We start from the raw sequence: 20,875 nt of genomic DNA, 5'->3' as shown, positions 1-20,875 counted from the left end.
GGCGCGGTACCGTGCGGTACAAGCTGCCGGCGGCTAAAGCACGCCTATAGTGCATGCCCGTCTGCCAGGCTCACAACACGCACGCTTGAATAGCATTCCCTGTTTGTCTTTGGTGCATTATTATCGAGTTCATTTAAATTGAATATATAAATAAATCATCTGTTGTTTATTGAGATAATTTGTTTATAAAACGTTTGAATATTATATTTAAAAAGTCTACTATTCAAATTAAATCTGCAAAGCCATGGCGCATCTGCAACGCTGCCTACGGATTTGGCAGGGTTTTAAAAACCGGTATCGCCACTGGAATTGCAGCAAAGAAAAATCCAGGGAAAAAAGTTCTATAAGGGAAAAGTTGCGACTATTATATGGGGCGCAATGCGGACACAAGGAAATGCAATCGCGGTTCTTGTGCAAGTGGATGGGTGTAAAAAACGAAGCAACGGACGTATGCAGGATGTGCGCCAGATTGCTCAACGACGTTATCAAGCGAAGTTAAAAAAATGAGGAGAGTCTCACCATGATCATCAAGTCCTTCAAGAAAGTGATGCTGCTAGGTGTAGCAGGCGTAGCGCTGGCGTTCAGCCTGTCTGCCTATGCACAGCAGGAAATAAAAATCGGCGCAGTCTATCCCTTGTCCGGTGCGGCGGCATCGTCCGGCGCAGAAATGAAAAACGCGCTGGAACTGGCAGCAGACATCATCAACAACGGCGCCAAGGGCATTCCCAATTTGCCGTTCTCAGCCGGCGGCGGCCTGCCCAACCTGAAGGGCGCGAAGATCAAGCTGATCTTTGCCGATCACCAGGGCAATCCGCAGATAGGCGCATCTGAAACAGAACGCCTGATCACGCAAGAGAAAGTCGTCGCCATCATCGGCGCCTATGCCAGCAACGTGACCGCGACTTCCAGCCAGGTTGCAGAGCGGTATAAAGTGCCTTACCTGAATCCGGAATCCTCCTCGGCCACGCTGACGCAGCGCGGCTTCAAATGGTTCTTCCGCACCACAGCGCATGATGATCTGTTCGTGCATAACTTCTTTGAATTCTTCAAGGAGCTGGAAGCAAAAAAGGGCATCAAGGTCAAGCAGCTCGCCACCTTCAATGAAAACACTTTGTGGGGCAACGAAACCACCAAGCTGGAAGTGAAGCTGGCCGCAGAGCGCGGCTACACGATGACCAAGACCATCACCTATCCAGCCAAGAGCACGCAGCTGACATCCGAGATCCAGTCGCTGAAAGCCGCCAACCCACAGGTGGTAATGGAATCTTCCTACCTGGGCGACGCCATCATGGCGATGAAGACCTATAAGGAACTCGGTTTCTCGCCTGACATGATCCTGGCCAACAATGCCGGCTTTACCGATACCGAATTCCGCCGCACCTTGGGCAAGGATTCCGACTATGTGATCACGCGTGAAGTATGGTCACCCGATCTGGCCAAGAACAATCCGCTGATCAAGCAAGTCAATGATCTGTACAACAGCAAATACAAGGCAGACTTCACCGGCAACTCTTCCCGTACTTTCACCGGCCTGATGACATTGGCAGATGCGATCAACCGCGCCGCTTCCACCGAGCCGGAAGCCATCCGCAAGGCGCTGGTGGAAACCAATATCCCCGGCAACAAGATCATCATGCCTTGGAAAGGCATCAAGTTTGATGAACAGGGACAGAACACTTACGGCTCCGGCATCCTGGTGCAGATCATAGACGGCAAGTACAACACTGTATGGCCTTTCGACATGGCAACCAAAGACATCGTCTGGCCTATGCCGAAATGGGATGCGCGTAAATAGCAGGCAGGGGTAGGGTGCAATAGCGCAACAAGCATAACGCGCATATTGCACCGTTTTCCTGGCACGCAGCCATATCAATAAGAAAATTCGTTCGAAGAAAGTAAAGCGCGGGGAAGTGGTGCCCGGTAGGGGAGCCCCGCGCAATAGATCCGCCAGAAGTTCCGGTTTGGAGAGACATGATGTCCTTGGAAATACTGCTGCAAACCCTGCTGTCCGGGGTATTGATAGGCCTGATCTATGCGCTGGTCGCGATAGGCCTGACGATGATATTCGGGGTCATGGATATCGTCAATTTTTCGCACGGCGAATTCCTGATGTTCGGCATGTATGCCAGCTTCTGGATGTATTCGCTGTATGCGCTGGATCCCATGTTCACGCTGCCGCTGACGGCGCTGCTGCTGTTTGCGCTGGGCGTCATGATCTACAAAGTGGTGATCAGGAAGATCACCAACTCGTCGATGCTGTCGCAGATTTTTACCACCTTCGGCCTGATGATACTGTTCCGCGGCATCGCGCAGTTCTTGTGGAAGCCAGACTTCCGCTCGGTGGACCATAGCATCGTCAGCGGCCATGTCTCCATAGGCGGCATACAGATAGGCTCGCCGCAGGTCACCGCGGGCGTGGGGGCTATCCTGGTCACCGCCGGCATCTACCTGTTCCTGACCAAGACGCGTGCCGGTGCAGCGCTGGAAGCCACCGCGGCAGACAAAGAGGCAGCGCAACTGATGGGTATCGATTCGCAAAAGATGTTTGCGCTGGCCTGGGGCATAGGCGCGGCCTGTGCCGGTGTGGCCGGTGCGCTGCTGTCCACCTTCTTTCCCATCTTCCCTGAAGTGGGCGCCAATTTCATCCTGATCGCTTTTGTGGTGGTCAACCTCGGCGGCTTCGGCAGCGTGGTGGGCGCCTTGCTGGCCGGTGTGCTGGTCGGTGTGGTCGAGGTGATGGGCGGCTTGCTGATAGGCCCGCAATACAAGATGGCGCTGGTGCTGGGCCTGTTCCTGGCGGTATTGATGTTCCGCCCGCAAGGCTTGCTGGGAAAGGCGTAAGGACACACGATGAATACTTTAGACAATACCGCCGCTCCTGCAGTTAATCCTGTAACTAATCCTGCAGCTAACCCGATAGCAGCCCCGGCACAGAGCCTTGCTGCGGCAAGGCCCTTCCAGCCCAAATACATGCTGCTGGTTGTAGCGCTGATCGTTGCGCTGCTGGTGCCGTTTTTTGTGAAAGATCCGTCGCACCAGAACCTGGCCATCCTGATCCTGATGGCGGCGCAACTGGGCGTGGCCTGGAATATCATAGGCGGCTATGCCGGACAAATCTCGCTGGGCCATGCGGCTTTCTACGGACTGGGTGCCTACACCTCCACCATGCTGCTGACGCTGGCCGGCCTCAATGCCTGGCTGGCAATCCTGGCCGGCGGCGTGCTGGCGGCTATCATCAGCCTGGTGATAGGCTGGTCCTGCTTCCGCCTGAAGGGGCACTACTTTGCGATGGCCACCATCGCCGTGGCCGAGATCATCCAGATCATCTTTACCAATTGGGAATACGCCGGAGCCGCCGTGGGCCTGACCATCCCCATGGACAAGCAAGGCTGGGGCGTGCTGATCTTTGCCGAGAAAGAGCCTTACTACTACCTGGCGCTGGGCCTGCTGCTGCTGACCTTGCTGGCCAACTTCCTGATCGAGAAAAGCTACCTCGGCTACTACTTCCGCGCCATCAAGGACGAGCCGGATGCGGCCCGCAGCCTGGGCATCAGCCTCAGCAAATACAAGCAGATTGCGTTTGCGGTCAGCAGTTTTTTCACCGCCATCGGTGGCAGCCTGTATGCGCAGAAAGAACTGTATATCGATCCGGCCTCGGTGCTGCACACCGGCTTGTCCATCAAGATGGCGCTGGTGTCCATCCTGGGCGGCGTAGGTACCTTGTTCGGCCCCATCGTCGGCGCCGGCATACTGACGCTGATCGAAGAGGGCACCCGCATGTTCTTCGGCGGCTCCGGCCGCGGCACCGACCTGATCATCTATGCGGCGCTGATCGTCGTCATCGCGGTGTATTACCCTAGCGGCGTGCTGGGCTGGTTCAGGCAGGTGTTTGCCAGGCGCAAGGCCAGGCAGACGCAGCAGGCCAAAGGAGAGCAAGCATGAGCCTCTTGCGTGTAGAGAACGTAACCAAGCGCTTCGGCGGCATCACGGCGAACCAGGATGTGTCCTTCAGCCTGGGCGCCGGCCAGATCGTCGGCCTGATAGGTCCGAATGGCGCGGGCAAGACCACAATGTTCAACTGCATCGCCGGCTATGCGCCGCCGACCTCGGGCGATATCTGGCTCAATGACAAAAAGATCTCCGGCTATTCACCCGAGCAATGCGCGCATGCCGGCATAGGCCGCACCTTCCAGGTAGCGCGCACCTTCACCAGCATGACAGCGCTGGAGAATGTGATGGTGGGTGCCTTCCTGATTAACCGCAATGTGGCCAAGGCCAGGCACAGTGCCGCTGAGCTGCTGGATTTTGTGAACCTGGGCCAGTTCAAGGACAAGCCTGCCGGCAGCATGACGATCAGCGAGCAGCGCCGCCTGGCGGTGGCGCGCGCGCTGGCCGTCAAGCCCAAGCTGCTGCTGATGGACGAGGTAATGGCCGGCCTGAATCCGACCGAAGTCAAAGAGACGGTGGAGGTGGTGCTGAAGATACGCGACCAGGGCATCTCCTGCCTGATCGTCGAGCACGTACTGGAAGGCATCATGCCGATTGCCGATGCCATCGTGGTGCTTGATTACGGCAAGAAGATTGCCGACGGCAAACCGGCCGAGGTATCGAATGATCCCAAGGTGATCGCCGCTTATCTGGGAGATGAATGATGCTGCAGGTACGTAATTTAAAAGTCAGCTATGACGGCGTGCTGGCCCTGTCCAAGGTGGATATCGATGTGCCCAAGGGCAAGATCGTCGCGCTGGTGGGCGGCAACGGCAACGGCAAGTCCACCACCTTGCGCGCGGTGGCCGGCCTCAATGCGGCGGACGATGGCCAGATCACCTTCGACGGCAAGCGCATAGAAAAAATCCATGCCTGCAAGCGCGTGAGCATGGGGCTGTCGCTGGTGCCGGAAGGCCGCCGCATCTTCGCCCGCCTGACGGTGGAGCGCAACCTGCAACTGGGCGCGTACACGCGGCAAGACAAGCAGGAAGTAGAAGAGTCGATAGACACCATGTACACGCTGTTTCCCATCCTGAAGGAAAGGCGGCACCAGGAGGCTGGCACCATGAGCGGCGGCGAGCAGCAGATGCTGGCGATAGGCCGTGGCCTGATGGCCAAGCCCAAGCTGCTGTTGCTGGATGAGCCTTCATGGGGTATTGCGCCCAAGTTTGTCACCAAGGTGCTGGATACGATACAACTGGTGAACCAGCAGGGTGTTTCCGTGCTGCTGGTGGAGCAAAACCTGCACAAGGCGCTGGCGATAGCCGACCACGGCTATGTGATACAGACCGGCCGCATCGTGATGGAAGGCAGCGGCCAGGACCTGCTCGGCAATGAAGATGTGCGCAAGGCCTACCTGGGAGTATAGCGATGCAGATGGAAAAACTGTCTCCTGCGGAACTGCGCGCGCTGTATCGGCAGGCGGCCCATACCGGGCCTACTGCAGGCGTGGCGCGCGGCTTCGTGCAGGCCAATATGATGATCGTGCCGCGTGAGTACGCATTTGAATTTTTATTATTCTGCCAGCGCAATCCCAAACCCTGCCCGCTGGTGGAAGTGCTGGAGCCGGGCCAGTTTGAGCCGTCCTGCGCCGCCGGTGCCGACCTGCGTAGCGACATCCCCGGCTACCGCATCTATGAGCAGGGCAGCCTGGTCAAGGAGGTGAGCGATATCAGCAGCTACTGGCGTGATGACCTGGTCAGTTTTTTGCTGGGCTGCAGCTTTTCCTTCGAGAGTGCGCTGATGGAAGCCGGCATACGCCTGCGCCATGTAGACCAGCAGCGCAATGTGGCGATGTACAAGACCAATATCCCCTGCACGCCGGCAGGCCGCTTCCAGGGCAATATGGTGGTCAGCATGCGCCCCATCAAGAGCAGCGAGATTGCCAGTGCGGTGGAAATTTCCGGCCGCTTCCCGCAGGTGCATGGCGCGCCGGTGCATATCGGCCATCCGCAGGCGATAGGCATACAGGATCTGGCAAAACCGGATTTTGGCGATGCGGTAGAGATCATGGCAGACGAGCTGCCGGTGTTCTGGGCCTGCGGCGTCACCCCGCAATACATCGCCGAGCTAAGCCGCATCCCGTTTTGCATCACGCACGCGCCGGGCAAGATGTTTGTGACGGATTTACGGATGTGATGCTGCTGCTGGTGCCTTTGACAGCTTGTTGCCTATGGCAAAAAGCAGCAAGGCTGCAAATACAAAGGTCAGCGTAATGCCGATGGAATACGCGGCAACGCCGCCGTAGCCGCCCGCGTGGGCCGGATTCAGGAAAGGGTAGGGGTACCAGCCGGTGCTGCTACCGCGCAGCAGCGTATAGGCAAGATAAACAGCAGGAAAGACCAGCACCTGCAGCAGTTGCCGCCTGCCCAGCTTTGCCGTTGGCGGCTGCAGCAGCCAGTCCAGCACCACCACACAGGGCATCAGCGTGTGCAGCACAAAATTAACCCAGGGCAGCAGCGCGCCCAGGTCCACATTCCGCAGCAGTACAGCAAACACAATGCCAACCACGCTCATGTTCACCACCGAGGCCGCCCGCAGCAGATCGCCGGGTCCGGCGGTTTCTTTGCGCGCAAAAAACTGAATCGCGCCAAACAGCAGGACGAGCGCTGCAAAAAAATTGGATAGGTTAGTAAAATAGCTGAAAAAGTTGATGATGCTATAGCCGCCACCCAGGTGTATCGCCAATTGCCAGCCCATCGCGCCCAAAGTCAGCAGGCTGAAGGCCAGGCGCAGGAAGGCAACTAGCGGCGCTTTCATGGTGCGGCGGCCTCCACCAGTGCGGGCAGCTCTTTCAGCAAGGCTTCCCGCGTCCTGATGCCGGCGCTGACATCTTCTTTCTTTTCGTCCTGGACCAGACGCGCAAAGACGATAGTACGCGGGCCCTTGCTCATCCAGCCGACAAACCAGCCATACGGATGCGCTTCATCAAAGTCTCCATTCTTCAGCCGGGGATAGGCCATGCCGGTCTTGCCCTGCGCTTCCCAGCCGCCGGGCAGGCTGGTCTTTTCCACGATCTTGAAAGTCATGTCAAAGGCTTGCGGCTTCACCGGCAGCTCGCGGTTCACCAGCTTGCGCAAAAATGCGACCTGCTCCAGCGGCGATACCTTCAAGGAAGAAATAATCCACGCGCGTTCCAGCCCATTGTTCTTGCCGGGGTCCCCGGAAAAATCCGCATTGCCAAAACCGAAGCTGCGCGCGTATTGCTGCAAACGCTGCTCACCCAAAAAATGCGTGATCCGCTGCGAATACCACACCACCGAATACTTCAGCCAGCGCGTAGGATCGGTAGGCTGCCGCCAATTGTCGCCGCCCCAATCCACATCGCCCGCCTTGAAGGGCAGGGAAGGCGTATGCTCGTCCTGCAAAAATCCGGAGTCATAGCCCATCACGCTCAAGGGTAGCTTGAAGGTGGAAGCAGGCGTATAGCGTTCGCTGCAATTGCCTTGCTGCACCAGCATAGCGCCGCTTTTGGCATCTGCGACGGCGGTACAAATTGTTTTGGCTTGCAGCGGCAGAGCTATGCAGCCTGCTACCGCCAGGGCCGAAAGGAAACGTAAATAGTTCATCAATCTTGTTTTTCCATGTTGGGGCTGCCTACGGCAGGCAGCCCGGTTCTTTATGGCATCAATGGCTGTGCTTTTCAGGCATACGGCCCGCCGATGTTACACTATTTAGAACTCATTTCATCAATAGGAGTGAGTGCGAACGAGTCCATTTGGGATGCAGTGCGAGGCGCGTCGCGACGGATGGCCGCCCCACGCAAAGACTGGCCGTCTTTGCTAGCGGCGCAACGCTGCAATGCGCCCAAATTGGGCCGTTCCCGGAGGGTTTGCCTTAAAAGTGGCGCTGGACTGCGTTGCGCTCGTTACCTCGGCGGCCCCGTCAATAGCCCCGCTATTGACGCCTCGCACGCCTTGCCAGCACCGCTTTTAAGGCAAACGCATCTCACTCCTATTGATGAAATGAGTTCTAGCGAAAAGGTACTGTATGCCTGTGCCATTTGTGCGCCATACATTGATCAGGGAGTCTGTCCATGCATCTCTTCAGCCGCCAGGCAATGCCTGTAAACCGCTCCATGCCGGACAGCCAGATCATCCCCGAGCTGGCCTATCCGGACGTTGCCATCGCTGCAGAATGGCTGTGCCGCGCCTTCGGCTTTACCGAGCGCCTGCGCATCGCCAATCACCGCGTCCAGCTCACCAGCGAAGGCGGCGCCATCGTCGTGACTGAGATGCCGCAAGATGCGCAGGCCGGACAAGCACAGTTTGCCGCGCACTCGCTGATGATGCGCATCACCGAGATAGACCAGCACTACGACCACGCACGCCAATGCGGCGCGCTGATCCTGCGCCCACCGGCAGACCAAGCCTACGGCGAACGGCAATACACAGCAAGGGACATAGGCGGGCACTGCTGGACCTTTTCCCAGACCATCAAGGATGTGGATCCTGTGGATTGGGGCGGCTTGATGGTGTTTTAGACTGCAAGCCTTAAAACCACTTGCAGATTTGGATGCGATTGGATAATTCGGTGCAATATGCTTCGCCATTGCATCCTACCGGTTGCTGGAGTGATTAAAGGGACTATGCCGAGGCGGCACCCGGGTAATGCCGCATCACCCCTTACTATGCTTCTTCGTCGAGCAAAACGAAATCACCCTCTTCATCCCGTTCAAATTTGCTGCCTATCTCTGCATCGATGAATGGAAGAATGCTGGGATCGTAGTTGAGGATAGTATTGACTTGATACACATCGTGGTGACTCTGAACAGCCATATATGCTTCATCTTCATCGCCGGCAAAAAAACGCCAGCCGCTGTCTTCCGGTCTGATCGGTTTTGTCCGATACATGTAACCAACACGCTGGCCGTCAACGACAATTCTGTCTGTTGCCAGACATCCTCCGAGATCGGGGAAAATGGGTGCTATCTGGTCCGCCGACAAGAAAAATTTTTTCGTCATCTTTCCTCCATTCATTTGAATAATTTCAGTGATCAATCCATTCGGCAGAATCTAACATCCAGGTGCCTTTTGATAATTTAAATCGCAAGATTTCATTCGGTCCAGAACCAAAAGATAGATCGACAATCGCACGTGCATTATTTTTTCTCACTGAAACGTCAGAGAGTCCGCCGTCACCAATACAAATTGGCAATCCTAAAGACTCTTTGGTTCCATTCGATCTCAAGTTCTTCAGCACTCCTTTTGCTGATTGCTTTCCTTTTTCGTTTACAAAACTGAACTGATAATTTAGAGGAAATCCAATGTGTGACAAATAAAATGTTTGCTCTTCTTGTCTCTCAGATCTGCATGATGCGATGAATCTTCGTAAAAAACCGTATAGCTTCTGGTCTGATTCCTTTCTAGGTTCGCGATCTATTCCCCATTGGTGTACTTGAGTGTTTTCATGCTCGTCTTGGTCGGAATCACGAGCAATCTTTTTTGAGTTTTTTGTGAGAAAGGCTTTGCTCTGTGGACTAAGATGGTATGACCATGTACCGCCATCATCTTTGTGATATCGAACGACAAATTCTGATACGGGTTTGCTTATGGAGTCATTTACCACGACTACTGATCCAGAGTCCAACAGGTCAAATAGAAGCTCAGCAGAGTCTCCAAGATGATGATTGACATTTGCGCAGCCCCAAGCATTAAGTCTTGAATAGTCGGTATTGCGAATTAATGCTCGTGCTCTGTTGGCTCGGATGAGCTCTGCTTTTTTTTCCTGGGCAGAACCCTTAAATTCCTTCGGTGCAGAAAGCTCTGACAATAATCTCCATGGAATTAGTATCGTCGCTTGATCTGGCGTGTCATATGCATAGTAGGACAGGCATTCATTCTCTACTCTATCCGGGGATTGAACGATGAATTCTTGATCTTCTTGTGATGTGGACAGCTGTTCGATCAATGGTCGCGGGTTCTCTGCAAGGCTATTGAAGCTAGTTGCCGCCACACTTACGGCGAGCAGGCAGATCGCCAGTTTTTGCATTACTTCTCCTGAGATATTGATTCATCGATCAACATATGCTGGCATAGAAAAATTATCAAAGCAATATCAAAATTGAGGAAAGCTTTTTTATCTTGTTCTGGGCTTTGCGTTGATCGACATCGCATCGGTGTTTATTTGCTCCCTAAAGCCCAGACACAAATCGCGCCCGGGGATCCGTCAACTCCCTGGCAGCAACAGGCCCACGCTTGGCCGTGCTATCGCCATGGCCTTTCAGCCTCCTGGGTTCTTCCCAAGGTTCTGGCGTACGCAGATGTGATACCAGTTCCATCAGCGAGCTGTCGTCTGTTTTTTTGGTTTTTTTGCCGGCCCCATGCGCGTCGATAGCAACGCTGTCGACAACTAACACGCTAGTGTTAGTCAGGTTTTATTTCTTTCTTGTTCTTGCTCTTGTTCTTGCTCTTGGCTTCGAAGCTCTTAAGAAGCCCCTTCTGAAGGGCCTTCTTAGCGACACCTATTTAAGGCTCGATGGTGGCAGGACGAGCTAACACTGCCCGGCCATATTCGACAGCGGACAGCTCATCAGGTAGAGCGCAAGCAGTTGCGCGTGGTAGCCGCGATGGCGTAGCTGGCGACCGGTGCCGCCTATCCAGAACGTGGGGGTGATTTTTGCGTAGGGTCTCATGGTTGGGTTTCCTTGCGATGGTGGTTAGTGACAAGCCTATTGGCGGGCATATGCGCCTGTAAGCAGCTTGCAATGCATGCGGGCGTGGGGCCTCGCAGGCCCATTCTATTTGTGAATGGATAGTTATTTCAAGAGAGAAAAGCGGGCATCTGTAAATAAATCCATACGCGGATGTATAGATGTATAGATCAGTTGTACAGCCAGCGTGGCGGTGTGGGAGGTGTGCTGAAAGCACTCGCTCACTTCGGCGTGTTGTAATTGGAAGAGACTATCAGGAGTGCAGGTTACTTAAAATTTATCGATAAATAGTCTTTTATATTGCACTTTTCAAGCCATATTTTAGAATAGATATATTAGTGTTTTGACTTGAAAACCAGTTCTTAATTTGCAGATCTCAAGGTAATATGGTGAAACGTTCTGAGCATAGTCTCTTATCCAGGACCATAAAAAAATCAACGACTTCATCAGGAGACAGCCCCATGTCGGCAACCAAGATCAAGAGCAAGGCCAGTCTGAGCCAGGCCGCTTCCTCAGCCTCATCATCCGCCTCATTATCTGCATCTAATGCATTGCCGCGTGTGCCACGGGTACCCATTGTGTCTTCTGCGCATCTGGCGCAGGGGCGCAGCGCAGAGCTCAGCGAGTTTGAGTTCGGCATGATCATCGCCGGCAATGCATTCAACCGCTGGGCGGTGCGCTGCATGGCCGCTGCGGGCATGAAGGATATGACCATTACCGATGTACTGGTGCTGCACCACATCAACCACCGCGCGCGCGAAAAGAAGCTGGCCGATATCGCCTTCATCCTCAATATTGAAGACACGCACATCGTCAATTACTCGCTGAAGAAGCTGCAGGCGCTGGAGCTGGTGCAAACCGAGAAGCGCGGCAAGGAAGTGCTGTATTCCACCAATGAAGCCGGCCAGGCGGTGTGCAAGCGCTACTACGATATCCGCGAGCAGGTGCTGGTCTCCGGCCTCACCGGCGATGGTACCGAGAGCTTTGAGCTGAGCGAGCTGGCGCGTTTTCTGCGGGTGTTGTCCGGCTTGTATGAACAAGCGGCAAGGGCGGCGACTTCATTGTAAGCATCCGCCGTTTCAGCAATAAAAAGCCCGTCTGCAGTTTGTCTGCTGGCGGGCTTTTTGTTTTGTCGGGGTGCAATGGGAATGTGTATTGCATCGCCTGTCGCTAAATAGACGGCGTGTTTATTTGTAATAGAGTCGCTGAAATTTTCCCTCATGCCTTGACTCGCTGGCAGTCGTTGTAAAATCGACTACAATAGCTGGCGAGCGTCCCCTTGCAGCGTCCTTACGATTTTTCGAGAAACATCATAGTTCTATTTATTTGGTCCCTCATTGAAAAAAATGATGAGAACGCAGACGACAAATCAAACAGAAGTGACCGCAAGCGCAGAGCGCCAGGCGCCAGGCACTTTACAAAATGCGCCGTTGCAAAACCTGCCAATAAGCGCAATGGTTGACACCAGCGCCGCTTCATTAACGCTACAACGCCATCAGCAATCAGCTGACAGCTCAGATCAGTCGATACAGTTAAAGCGGCGGAAAGAAATGATGGCAGCCAGTATGCCGGGCGCTTTACTGCGCGCGACCCAGTTGCAAATGCAAATGAAGGAGCCTGTTCAGCGGGTAGAGGTCGAAGAATTATTACAGGGAAAACTTAAGCCTGTGCCGGGTGGGGAAGAAGACGCCTCCTTGCAGGGCCAGTTTGCGCAGGCTCGCACCTCTGCCACAGCACCAGCCGCGTCAGTGCAGCGTGAAGAGGCGCCTGGCAACGCCGGTCTGCCCAATCAGCTGAAATCAGGAATCGAGTCACTGTCCGGCATGAGCATGGATCATGTCAGAGTCCATTACAACTCGCCACAACCGGCCCAATTGAATGCACATGCCTATGCGCAGGGAAGTGAAATCCATCTTGCGCCAGGACAGGAGCAACATTTGCCACATGAAGCCTGGCATGTCGTGCAGCAGGCGCAGGGAAGAGTGGCTCCAACCATGCAGATGAAGCATGGGGTGAATGTAAATGATGAGCCTGCACTTGAGACTGAAGCCGATATGATGGGGGCTAGGGCGGCATTGACGGGGCGCAATGCAGAAGCCGCACCAGCAATGCCGACAATGCCAGGCTCCCAGTCTGAAGTCGTAAGGCAAAATCAGGTAGTGCAGCTAGACCGGTTATACGATGCCACATTGGCTCCTCATAAAGCCAAGTTACTGGAATGGCTGGTGGAAGAAAACAGAACTTTAGGGCTTAGCCAGGCCGGTGATTCCAAGGATGTTAATGCAAACAAGAAGAGCAATTTCAGCTGGCACCATGTTCTTGCTTTCTCGGAGTTGTCGCCACATGGCGAGAAAAAAAGCGACCCAGCAAATCATGGCGGCAACGTTCGTTTAGGTCCGATGAAAAATCGCTTTGAGGCCTACGATGTCAGTGGCGGCACTGCTGTCGATTATAGTTATCTGCCACTTGATAAAGGTGAGAATATCGTCTTGGATGAATATTCCCAAGGTATTTATGACGAGACCATCAAGGCTACGGATAAATCGTCACTCATTAACAAGCTCCCTCACAATATGCATGATAAGACGCCGCAAGCGGAGGGTTTTAAACTAGGTAAAAAAGCCGATGCTTTTGGCGAATGGTTTTTGGAAAAAAGCGTCAAAAATGATCTTTTATCCAAAAAAGCGATTGCAGGACAATTGGTAGATACCAATGTTCTGGAAATAGACCGCTTTGTTAAGGAAATCGATACGCAATTCGATAACTTGTTGAGAACCTATAAGTTCTACAACAAGAAAAAAGAAGTACAAACGACGTCTGGGGTACCGATGACTGATATTTCTGAAGGGAACTTCGGGCAGATCGTCATTAAGAAAGGTGTTAAGCAAGAGGAAGTCACAGCCAGTGCAGTGATAGACAATTTATTGCGCGGTGAGAAGTGGATAAATCGTGGAAGCCAGGGAGTTATTCTGGATGAATGGACAAGTTATAAGTTTGGTCTGGCGGAATATGCGCCGTTTACGGCAGCGGTGGAACACGCAGCAGAATTAATTGACTTAAGCGAGTATAAAGATAAAAAACTTAAAGAATTCAAACTAAAACTTAGTGAAGAGTTTGAAAGATTTAGAGAAACTGGAAAACAAGGTGCTGCGTTCGAAGAAGAGAAAGAAAATGCGTTGATTGACGCCTTGGTTACCAATCTTAAAGACGGTGAAGCTAGTTATGACTCGCTGTGGAAAGATGTCGAAGATGAAGCCGTTGACGGCCAATATGTAAAAGTAAATGAAGAAGAAAATGATGAAAATTGGTCATTTCCTGTGCCTGACACCCAACCGAGGCGTTCGGCCATCACAGAAACCACTTCATCTAAAGACTCTGAAGTCAAGGATAAAGTGCGCGAGGCTTGGCAGGCGATATTTGTATCGATGCTTAAAAAATGGGATAAAAAAACATCTTTATTTGGGGATGATTCTGATCTGAATGACCTAACGCGCGACGATTTGTATATCTATTTTGACGACGTTGAAGAAAGTATAAATAAAAATGAAAAAAAATGGAAAATCGGGGAAATTAATAGAGCGCGACAAGATGAGAAAAAGGCCGCTTTGCCTAAATCCTTCCTCACAGATGAGTTGACGCTTGATAATGTGAGAGATGCTGTGGCCAGTGAATTGAATGAAGAGAGAGTATCGTATCTTTCAAGTGAAAAAACGGAAATGACCCTTAGCGATATGAAAGATGAATTGAAAACCAAGCTCACTCCGCATTTCAATGTTTTTTTTAAACTGGTGAAAGGTGTTAACCCAGACCTTGCTATACGTAAGCAAGCGTTTGGCCCAATATTCACAGGTTTTGTGAACAGGGCAAAGTGGAATGTCATCAATCAAACAAAGATGCCAACAGGTGTTAAAGGTGCCGAAGGTAAAAAGTGGGGAGATTTAGGTGAGATTGTTCAGGGGGAGCTTTACAGCAAGTGGTTGGAACAAGCAAATGTTGAAACACTCATTGCTGGGGCCGCAACAAGCACCAAGTTGATTGAGACCCTCCCTTAGGAAAAGCTAAGGGCCTTCATGGAAAAGTTGCGCAAGTTTTTGAGAATAGGGGTTTGGGATAGGCCACGCTTTTTCACAATCAGTGATTATCCAGCGATAGTCAAAAAACGTGATCTGCCCTCTGGCAGTTAAGAGTTTTTTAGTCTTGACTCAGAGGGCTATATGGTCCGGTGTAGCTGCAGAGACATAAGCGGCGCAGCGATCATCGATGACTGCATTTTTCAATACGCTGCATTAGACAGTGTGCTTTAAATCACCCGCCACAGCGCAAACAGCAGCAGCGTATAAAACGCGGCCACGATGTCATCCCACATCACCCCGAAGCCGCCCTTGATGTGTTGGTCGAACCAGCGTATCGGCGGCGGCTTGACCATGTCGAAGAAGCGAAACCAGACAAAGGCCCAGCATTGCGTGGAAAAATCGGCCGGCACGATAAAGATCAGCACTAGCCAGAACGCGATGATCTCATCCCATACCATGCTGCCGTGATCGGCCACGCCCATATTGCGGCCGGTGACCTGGCAAGCCCATACACCGATAAAGAATCCCACCACGATGATGATGGACCAGTTGAAGGCGGTGAACCATTGCGGCCAGCGCGAGCTCAGCACATTGAAGGCCAGCCACGCGAACAGTGTGCCGGAGGTGCCCGGCATGATGGGCGACAAGCCGCTGCCGAAGCCCTGGGCCAGGAAGTGCGCCGGGTGTTCCAGCATGAAGCGGGCGGTAGGGCGCACCTTTGCCGTCTGGCCTTGTTCTAGTGTCGTCATAGGTTCATGCACTGGTGAAATGATCGAAGGATTGCAATTGCAGTTCTACAGGCTGGCCGCCGGCATCCACCAGCCGCACGGCGCTGCCTGCTTCTATACTGCCTATGCGGGTCACAGCGGTATTGCTGGCGGCACCGGCGGCCAGCACTTCGGCGCGTTTGGCTGCCGGGGCGGTGAAGCAGATTTCATAGTCGTCACCGCCGGCCAGCGTATAGCGGCGGCGGATGTCCTGTATTTGCGTGCCCAGTATAGGGCCGGCCGGCAGCGCATCCACGTCCAGGCAGGCGCCCACGCCGGAGCGTTCCAGGATATGCCCCAGATCGCCCATCAGGCCATCGGAAATATCCAGCGCCGCATGGGCAATGCCGCGCAATGCGATGCCCAGTTCTATGCGTGGAGTAGGGCGGTGCATGCGCAATGCTGCCTGCCGGTGTTGCGCTTCATCCATGCGCAGCAGTTCAGGATGTTCTTTCCAGTAGCCGGCCAGCGCCAGCCGCGCATCGCCCAGCGTGCCGGATACCCAGATATCATCGCCCACTTGGGCCGCATCGCGCCGCAGGGCCTGGCCGGGCGGTATCTCGCCAAAGATGGTGATGCAGATGTTCAGCGGCCCCTTGGTGGTGTCGCCGCCTATCAGCGTGCAGTTGTGCTGGTCGGCCAGCGCCAGCAGGCCGGCGGAGAAGGGCTGCAGCCACTCCGCCTTGGCTTCCGGCAGCGACAGCGCCAGCGTAAATGCCAGCGGCTTGGCGCCCATTGCTGCCAGGTCGGACAGGTTCACCGCCAGGCACTTGTGCCCCAGCATCGTGGGATCGGCATCAGGGAAAAAATGGCGGCCGGACACCAGCATATCGCTGGAAATGGCCATCTGCATGCCGGGGCTGGGATTGAGCAGTGCGCAGTCGTCGCCTATGCCCAAGCCTATGCGCGCATCCGCCTGTGCCCTGGCAGCAGCAGGGCGGGCGAAATATTGTTTGATGAGATCGAATTCTGACAGCATGCCAGCATTGTACAGAAGCTTGCTGGCGGCGGGTATCGGGTAACAGGTCAGGCCGCTGGCTGTAAATCCTTGGTCAGCGCATATCTGGCGCCGCCGGGCGGGAAGTCTGCCAGCCGGCTGAAGACCTTGTAGCCGCATTTTTCATAAAAGGGCAGGGCCTGGAAACTGAAGGTTTCCAGAAACACCTTGTTGCAGCCGCGCCGCAATCCTTCTTTTTCTGCCGCCTCCATCAACTCTTGCCCATAGCCTTGTCCGCGCAGGCTGTCCGGCATCCAGACGATCTGGATTTGCAGCCAGCCCAGGTAGGTCGCGCCCAGCAGGCCGCCGGCAAGCTGGCCTGCGCTGTCGCGCACGCTGACGAGCAGGTAGTCCGGCATTTGCCCGCCGGTCTGCATGGCATTGAATTCTGTCAGGCCGTTGACCAGGGTGTGCATGTCGGCAGGTGCCGGTTCTGCTTCCAGTGCGACTTTATAGCTGCTTTCCATATGCTCGCTTTCAGGAGTGTATTGTGCTGCGGGTCGCTTGCCGGGCGGCGTATCAGCAGTTGCAGGCCTTGGTGATGGTGCGGCCCAGCAGGTCAGGCTGAAAAGGTAGTGCGCCGCGGCTGGTCAGCCATGTCATTTGCGGCAGCTTGTTCCTGGCCCTGGTGCGGCTTTCGCAGGTCGCGCCATTGCCCAGATAGGCATCCAGCTTTGCGCCGGCATCCAGTTTTTCTTGCGCGATATCCCATTTCTCATCCTGCACGGCGGAGCATAGCTCGATGGCGAGTTGCTGCGAAGGTACGGGAGGTTGTTTGATCAATTCCGCGAGCGATGCCTTGACCCAGCCGTCCTTCACTTCTGCACCGGCCCGGCAATGCATGCCGGCGAACAGCGTGGTGCACAGCAGCTCATCGATGGGGTTGCGGATGTGAAGTTGGCTGACGTCTTCTGTCGCCAGCAGATAGCTGCGCGAACGGCCAGCCTCCATCGTATCCACTACACCGGCATAGCCGCGCGGCCAGAAGCGGCCCGGCAGCATCCTTGTTCCTTCAGCCAGTGCCTTGGTCGGCGCAAGCTGGGTATGGCTGGCAAATCGCTTGAACAGCGGCGTCCACTGTTCCTGGCTAAGCTCCCTGTAACTGATGCTCGTGCTTGCGACCGCGTTGCCGCCATAAGGAGAAATGGCCAGCTCGGCCAGCACAAATTTCTGCTCGGTACGATACATGACCCAGACTGTCTGCCAGCCGGTGTTAAACCGTATCATCGCCGCCTGGTTGATGCCGGGCTCGGACAGCATGGCGGCTGCAGCTTCCGCCACGGATCTGGTGTCCTTCAGCGTGCGCACTAGTTCCTTCGTATCTTCGGGCACCAACTTTGCCTGCAGTTCAGCGGCACTGAGGTCCCAGTGCCAAGTATCGAATAGAGAGGTGTCTGCAGCGCTGGCGCTGGAGAAGAGCAGCGCCGTGATGCCGGCGGCGAAGAATGAGCGCAGTGCGCGCAGGGGGCGCGAGGCAATATTCATCAAGGTGGGCCGGTTCCTTATCTCTTTTGAAATGTCTGACAATTTTGCAAAGTAACCGTTATTGGTTTTTTCGGCAAGTAGGGCAGCCTCCAATTTTTACTTTCTGTTTACGTCCGCCACCCGTTTCTTTGCAAATTTTTTGCCTGCATCGCGCTAAGCTGCGGACATTCCGTCGCACTGTTTTCGCCGGTTTTTATATCCAGCTTGCTAAGTTATCGCCATGAAATTGAAAAACCTCGTCTGCCACCTGATCGCCATGACTTTGGCCTACGGCCTGGTGCTGTTCGCGCCTGTGCTGTGCGATTTTTTCTTTGACACGCATGTGCAAATCTACGTAGTCATCTGGTGCAATATCGGCCTGTTTGTGATGCGGGCCAAGAACATGCCGTTTCCGATTCCCGACATGGGGCGCATTGATGTGGTCGGCGGCTTGAAGACCTTGTGGTGGGCAGTGTTTTGGCCTAACTATCTGATTCGCAGATAAGAGTCTTTTGTACAATATGATTATGTGAATTCTTGCGGCATCAATAAAAGTGTCGATTGTAATTACCGTGTAACAAGGAGCGGGCATAATCCGGGCTACTCTCTCCATTGCTCCTAAGGTATTTGGATTCACGCTCGAAGGCCACAAGCTTTCGGGCGTTTTTTTATGCGCGCTTGTGCGCTTGTTGAAGAGGCTATACGGGGTGGCAACAAGGCGACCAAATTCCGCACTTCATTAAATAATACTATCGCCTTCCAGATATTATTTTCATAGCTATGTCACATTCCGGGTGCATTATTGCTGCAATGCAATAGCTCATCTTCGTTGTTGAAGTGAGCAATGAGTCACTGGAGTTTTCATGCAATTCGTTTTAAATCCCGCCATCGCGCTGATGCAGCGCCTGCGCCTCTTTCCTAAATTCCTGATCGTCGCTGTATTGTTTTCCGTGCCGGCAGTGCTGGTCACCGGTTTGCTGATCAGCGAGCTGAATAAATCCATTTCCTTCGCCGAGCAAGAACAAGCCGGCGTGCAGCAACTGCGCCTGGCGCAAGACCTGCTAAAGCAAGTTCAGCAGCATCGCGCCTTGCGCCATCTTGCACTGGCGGGCAATGCGCCGGCCAAGGATGCTGCGGCCAAGGCGCAGGAAAAAATCACCGCCAGCTTTACCGCATTGGACAAGCTGCAGCAGGCCCACGCCAGCATGGGTCTGGCCGCGCCTTTCAACGAGGCCAAACAGGCCTGGGCAAGCATCGTTCAAAAACTGCCGACGGCAAAAGGCAAGGATAGCTACGCCGATCATTCAGCGCTGGTGACCCAGCTCTACAAGCTGAACACGCAGATAGCCGACCGCTCCAACCTGACATTGGATCCGGAAGTCGACACCTATTACCTGATCGGTCTTTTCGCCAAAACCCTGCCTGAACTGGCGGAGGGCATATCGGATATCGCCGCGCGCGGTGCGGCCTATATCGATACCGGCCTGCTGGAGCCGAACGAAGATCTGCTGATCAGCGCGGACGTGATGCTGGCCAAGCGCGATCTGGCGCGCATTCCCGGCCAGATGGAAGCCATGTACAGGGAGAACCCAGGCTTCAAGGCCAGGCTGGAATCGCAGATGCCGGTGATCCCCGCCGGGCTGGCCTTCCTGGAGCGCACCAAAAGCGAAATCCTGAGTACCGTGGACCAGACCTCGGGCACGGAATTTCTTGCTGCCGGCAGCAAGAATATAGACGGCCTGTATGCGTTTGCAAATGCGTCCGCTGAGTTATTGAATGCCACGCTGGATAAGCGCATACAGCGCGATCTGGTGCGCCGCAATGTGGTGCTGGCCGTGATTGTTGTCATCCTGCTGGTGGCCGGATATTTGCTGGCCGGTTTCTATGTGTCGTTTTCTGGTGAAGTAAAACAATTGAGCAATGCAGTCAGCAGGGCGGCTGCAGGTGACCTGAGCACCGATATTTCCTCGCACGGCAAGGATGAGATCGCCCAGTTGCTGAATGCCTTCGGCGGCATGAATGCCGGCCTGGCGCAGCTTGTTTCCGAAATACGCAGCGGCACTGAAACGATCGCTACCGCTTCCAGCGAGATTGCCCAAGGTAATGCAGACCTGTCATCCAGGACGGAACAGCAGGCCAGCTCTTTGGAAGAAACCTCGGCTTCGATGGAAGAGCTGACGGGCGCGGTCAAGCAAAACGCTACCGGCGCCGAGCATGCAAATCAAAATGCGCTTTCCGCTGCCGCAGTGGCGCGCGATGGCGGCATTGCGGTCGGGCGCGTGATCGACACGATGGGCGCGATACAGCAATCTTCCAAGAAGATCAGCGATATCATCGGTGTGATTGACGGGATAGCCTTCCAGACCAATATCCTTGCCTTGAATGCGGCTGTTGAAGCGGCGCGCGCCGGTGAGCAGGGCAGGGGCTTTGCGGTGGTTGCGACTGAAGTGCGCAACCTGGCGCAGCGCTCGGCGTCGGCCGCCAAGGAAATCAAGACCCTGATCACGGCTTCGGTAGAACAGGTCAGCATAGGCAGCAAGCAGGTGCAGATGGCCGGCGAAACCATGAACCAGATAGTCAGCTCCATCCAGTCGGTCACCGATACGATGGAAGAAATCACCAGCGCCAGTGCCGAGCAGCGTTCAGGTATAGAGCAGGTGAACGATGCGCTGGGCCAGATGGATGAAATCACGCAGCAGAATGCGGCCTTGGTAGAGGAAGCTGCGGCGGCTGCGGAGAGCATGCATGACCAGGCAGTGAAGCTGGCGCAGGCGGTGGCTGCGTTCAAGATCAAGGACATGGAAGCCGGGCCGCATATGGCGCGGCTGGTGCCTCTTGCGACGGTACCGGTGGGCAAAGTGCGGATGGGCGGAGACGCCAGGAATGATCCCTCATCCGTCACTTATGCCAACAGGCGAAACATCTAGGCTTGCCG

At 54.5% G+C, this 20,875-nt stretch carries 20 protein-coding genes; 11 read left to right on the top strand and 9 right to left on the bottom strand.

What is annotated here, in order from left to right; genetic code table 11:
* The first annotated feature begins 520 nt into the window (after positions 1–520).
* From IEW12_RS12730 to IEW12_RS12705, 6 genes are all read left to right on the top strand, one after another.
* Positions 521–1,795 carry an ABC transporter substrate-binding protein gene (locus IEW12_RS12730; protein ID WP_188566394.1) on the top strand — a complete coding sequence of 425 codons (1,275 nt, stop codon included), beginning with the start codon at positions 521–523 and terminating at the stop codon, positions 1,793–1,795.
* Positions 1,796–1,971: 176 nt separating this feature from the next.
* Positions 1,972–2,841, top strand: coding sequence for a branched-chain amino acid ABC transporter permease (locus tag IEW12_RS12725; RefSeq protein WP_229751077.1), 870 nt, complete (start codon positions 1,972–1,974; stop codon positions 2,839–2,841).
* Between the two features lie 9 nt (positions 2,842–2,850).
* The gene (locus IEW12_RS12720; protein ID WP_229751076.1) at positions 2,851–3,942 is read left to right on the top strand and encodes a branched-chain amino acid ABC transporter permease; all 1,092 of its coding nucleotides are present in this window, start codon (positions 2,851–2,853) and stop codon (positions 3,940–3,942) included.
* Entirely contained in the window at positions 3,939–4,652 is a 714-nt protein-coding gene (locus IEW12_RS12715; RefSeq protein ID WP_188566393.1) for an ABC transporter ATP-binding protein, read from the top strand. Before IEW12_RS12720 ends, IEW12_RS12715 begins: the two co-directional genes overlap by 4 nt.
* Positions 4,652–5,356, top strand: coding sequence for an ABC transporter ATP-binding protein (locus tag IEW12_RS12710; RefSeq protein ID WP_188566828.1), 705 nt, complete (start codon positions 4,652–4,654; stop codon positions 5,354–5,356). The genes IEW12_RS12715 and IEW12_RS12710 overlap by 1 nt, the downstream gene beginning before the upstream one ends.
* Before the next feature lie 8 nt (positions 5,357–5,364).
* Positions 5,365–6,126: a putative hydro-lyase gene (locus tag IEW12_RS12705; protein WP_229751075.1), complete on the top strand. Its 762-nt coding sequence runs from the start codon at positions 5,365–5,367 to the stop codon at positions 6,124–6,126.
* On the opposite strand, the gene IEW12_RS12700 is transcribed toward IEW12_RS12705, so the two are convergent.
* Entirely contained in the window at positions 6,115–6,747 is a 633-nt protein-coding gene (locus IEW12_RS12700) for a Pr6Pr family membrane protein (protein ID WP_188566391.1), read from the bottom strand. The two genes, IEW12_RS12705 and IEW12_RS12700, sit on opposite strands and share 12 nt — an antisense overlap.
* Complete coding sequence (gene blaOXA, locus IEW12_RS12695; protein ID WP_188566390.1) at positions 6,744–7,556, bottom strand: class D beta-lactamase; 813 nt, start codon at positions 7,554–7,556, stop codon at positions 6,744–6,746. The genes IEW12_RS12700 and blaOXA overlap by 4 nt, the downstream gene beginning before the upstream one ends.
* Before the next feature lie 467 nt (positions 7,557–8,023).
* Here blaOXA and IEW12_RS12690 point away from each other — a divergent pair, with 467 nt between their 5' ends.
* Positions 8,024–8,470, top strand: a complete 447-nt coding sequence (locus IEW12_RS12690; protein WP_229751074.1) for a VOC family protein — start codon at positions 8,024–8,026, stop codon at positions 8,468–8,470.
* Positions 8,471–8,615: 145 nt separating this feature from the next.
* Here the strand turns inward: IEW12_RS12690 and IEW12_RS12685 are convergent, their stop codons facing one another.
* The 3 genes from IEW12_RS12685 to IEW12_RS12675 all read right to left on the bottom strand — a co-directional run bounded on the left by IEW12_RS12685 (position 8,616) and on the right by IEW12_RS12675 (position 10,621).
* Positions 8,616–8,951: a DUF2185 domain-containing protein gene (locus IEW12_RS12685; RefSeq protein ID WP_188566389.1), complete on the bottom strand. Its 336-nt coding sequence runs from the start codon at positions 8,949–8,951 to the stop codon at positions 8,616–8,618.
* Between the two features lie 25 nt (positions 8,952–8,976).
* Entirely contained in the window at positions 8,977–9,978 is a 1,002-nt protein-coding gene (locus IEW12_RS12680; RefSeq protein WP_188566388.1) for a hypothetical protein, read from the bottom strand.
* Positions 9,979–10,480: 502 nt separating this feature from the next.
* Positions 10,481–10,621, bottom strand: a complete 141-nt coding sequence (locus tag IEW12_RS12675) for a hypothetical protein (protein WP_188566387.1) — start codon at positions 10,619–10,621, stop codon at positions 10,481–10,483.
* 479 nt (positions 10,622–11,100) lie between these two features.
* On the opposite strand from IEW12_RS12675, the gene IEW12_RS12670 reads away from it, so the two are divergent.
* Positions 11,101–11,706 (top strand): winged helix DNA-binding protein, encoded by a 606-nt coding sequence (locus IEW12_RS12670; RefSeq protein WP_188566386.1) that lies wholly within the window; start codon positions 11,101–11,103, stop codon positions 11,704–11,706.
* 279 nt (positions 11,707–11,985) lie between these two features.
* Complete coding sequence (locus tag IEW12_RS12665) at positions 11,986–14,691, top strand: eCIS core domain-containing protein (RefSeq protein ID WP_229751073.1); 2,706 nt, start codon at positions 11,986–11,988, stop codon at positions 14,689–14,691.
* A gap of 248 nt (positions 14,692–14,939) precedes the next feature.
* On the opposite strand, the gene IEW12_RS12660 is transcribed toward IEW12_RS12665, so the two are convergent.
* From IEW12_RS12660 to IEW12_RS12645, 4 genes are read right to left on the bottom strand one after another with little or no spacing between them, the layout of a single operon-like run.
* The gene (locus tag IEW12_RS12660; RefSeq protein ID WP_229751072.1) at positions 14,940–15,461 is read right to left on the bottom strand and encodes a phosphatidylglycerophosphatase A family protein; all 522 of its coding nucleotides are present in this window, start codon (positions 15,459–15,461) and stop codon (positions 14,940–14,942) included.
* Between the two features lie 4 nt (positions 15,462–15,465).
* Positions 15,466–16,458 carry a thiamine-phosphate kinase gene (gene thiL, locus IEW12_RS12655; RefSeq protein ID WP_188566385.1) on the bottom strand — a complete coding sequence of 331 codons (993 nt, stop codon included), beginning with the start codon at positions 16,456–16,458 and terminating at the stop codon, positions 15,466–15,468.
* A 47-nt stretch (positions 16,459–16,505) separates the two neighbouring features.
* Positions 16,506–16,943, bottom strand: coding sequence for a GNAT family N-acetyltransferase (locus IEW12_RS12650; RefSeq protein WP_188566384.1), 438 nt, complete (start codon positions 16,941–16,943; stop codon positions 16,506–16,508).
* Between the two features lie 52 nt (positions 16,944–16,995).
* The gene (locus tag IEW12_RS12645) at positions 16,996–17,964 is read right to left on the bottom strand and encodes a hypothetical protein (RefSeq protein WP_188566383.1); all 969 of its coding nucleotides are present in this window, start codon (positions 17,962–17,964) and stop codon (positions 16,996–16,998) included.
* Between the two features lie 217 nt (positions 17,965–18,181).
* On the opposite strand from IEW12_RS12645, the gene IEW12_RS12640 reads away from it, so the two are divergent.
* Together IEW12_RS12640 and IEW12_RS29075 are read left to right on the top strand one after the other, a co-directional pair.
* A complete protein-coding gene (locus tag IEW12_RS12640) occupies positions 18,182–18,445 on the top strand; it encodes a hypothetical protein (protein WP_188566382.1) in 264 nt (87 codons plus the stop codon).
* Between the two features lie 358 nt (positions 18,446–18,803).
* Positions 18,804–20,867 carry a methyl-accepting chemotaxis protein gene (locus IEW12_RS29075; protein ID WP_308789130.1) on the top strand — a complete coding sequence of 688 codons (2,064 nt, stop codon included), beginning with the start codon at positions 18,804–18,806 and terminating at the stop codon, positions 20,865–20,867.
* Positions 20,868–20,875 lie beyond the last annotated feature (8 nt).

The sequence above is a fragment of the Parundibacterium terreum genome (genome assembly GCF_014636315.1).
GTDB classification, from domain to species: domain Bacteria; phylum Pseudomonadota; class Gammaproteobacteria; order Burkholderiales; family Burkholderiaceae_D; genus Undibacterium; species Undibacterium terreum.
This window is presented reverse-complemented; position numbering and strand designations above follow the sequence as displayed.

Coding starts and splice junctions, on each gene's coding strand:
- IEW12_RS12730 (WP_188566394.1), top strand. CDS start 521: ATGATCATCAAGTCCTTCAAGAAAGTGATGCTGCTAGGTGTAGCAGGC.
- IEW12_RS12725 (WP_229751077.1), top strand. CDS start 1,972: ATGATGTCCTTGGAAATACTGCTGCAAACCCTGCTGTCCGGGGTATTG.
- IEW12_RS12720 (WP_229751076.1), top strand. CDS start 2,851: ATGAATACTTTAGACAATACCGCCGCTCCTGCAGTTAATCCTGTAACT.
- IEW12_RS12715 (WP_188566393.1), top strand. CDS start 3,939: ATGAGCCTCTTGCGTGTAGAGAACGTAACCAAGCGCTTCGGCGGCATC.
- IEW12_RS12710 (WP_188566828.1), top strand. CDS start 4,652: ATGCTGCAGGTACGTAATTTAAAAGTCAGCTATGACGGCGTGCTGGCC.
- IEW12_RS12705 (WP_229751075.1), top strand. CDS start 5,365: ATGGAAAAACTGTCTCCTGCGGAACTGCGCGCGCTGTATCGGCAGGCG.
- IEW12_RS12700 (WP_188566391.1), bottom strand. CDS start 6,747: ATGAAAGCGCCGCTAGTTGCCTTCCTGCGCCTGGCCTTCAGCCTGCTG.
- blaOXA (WP_188566390.1), bottom strand. CDS start 7,556: ATGAACTATTTACGTTTCCTTTCGGCCCTGGCGGTAGCAGGCTGCATA.
- IEW12_RS12690 (WP_229751074.1), top strand. CDS start 8,024: ATGCATCTCTTCAGCCGCCAGGCAATGCCTGTAAACCGCTCCATGCCG.
- IEW12_RS12685 (WP_188566389.1), bottom strand. CDS start 8,951: ATGACGAAAAAATTTTTCTTGTCGGCGGACCAGATAGCACCCATTTTC.
- IEW12_RS12680 (WP_188566388.1), bottom strand. CDS start 9,978: ATGCAAAAACTGGCGATCTGCCTGCTCGCCGTAAGTGTGGCGGCAACT.
- IEW12_RS12675 (WP_188566387.1), bottom strand. CDS start 10,621: ATGAGACCCTACGCAAAAATCACCCCCACGTTCTGGATAGGCGGCACC.
- IEW12_RS12670 (WP_188566386.1), top strand. CDS start 11,101: ATGTCGGCAACCAAGATCAAGAGCAAGGCCAGTCTGAGCCAGGCCGCT.
- IEW12_RS12665 (WP_229751073.1), top strand. CDS start 11,986: ATGATGAGAACGCAGACGACAAATCAAACAGAAGTGACCGCAAGCGCA.
- IEW12_RS12660 (WP_229751072.1), bottom strand. CDS start 15,461: ATGACGACACTAGAACAAGGCCAGACGGCAAAGGTGCGCCCTACCGCC.
- thiL (WP_188566385.1), bottom strand. CDS start 16,458: ATGCTGTCAGAATTCGATCTCATCAAACAATATTTCGCCCGCCCTGCT.
- IEW12_RS12650 (WP_188566384.1), bottom strand. CDS start 16,943: ATGGAAAGCAGCTATAAAGTCGCACTGGAAGCAGAACCGGCACCTGCC.
- IEW12_RS12640 (WP_188566382.1), top strand. CDS start 18,182: ATGAAATTGAAAAACCTCGTCTGCCACCTGATCGCCATGACTTTGGCC.
- IEW12_RS29075 (WP_308789130.1), top strand. CDS start 18,804: ATGCAATTCGTTTTAAATCCCGCCATCGCGCTGATGCAGCGCCTGCGC.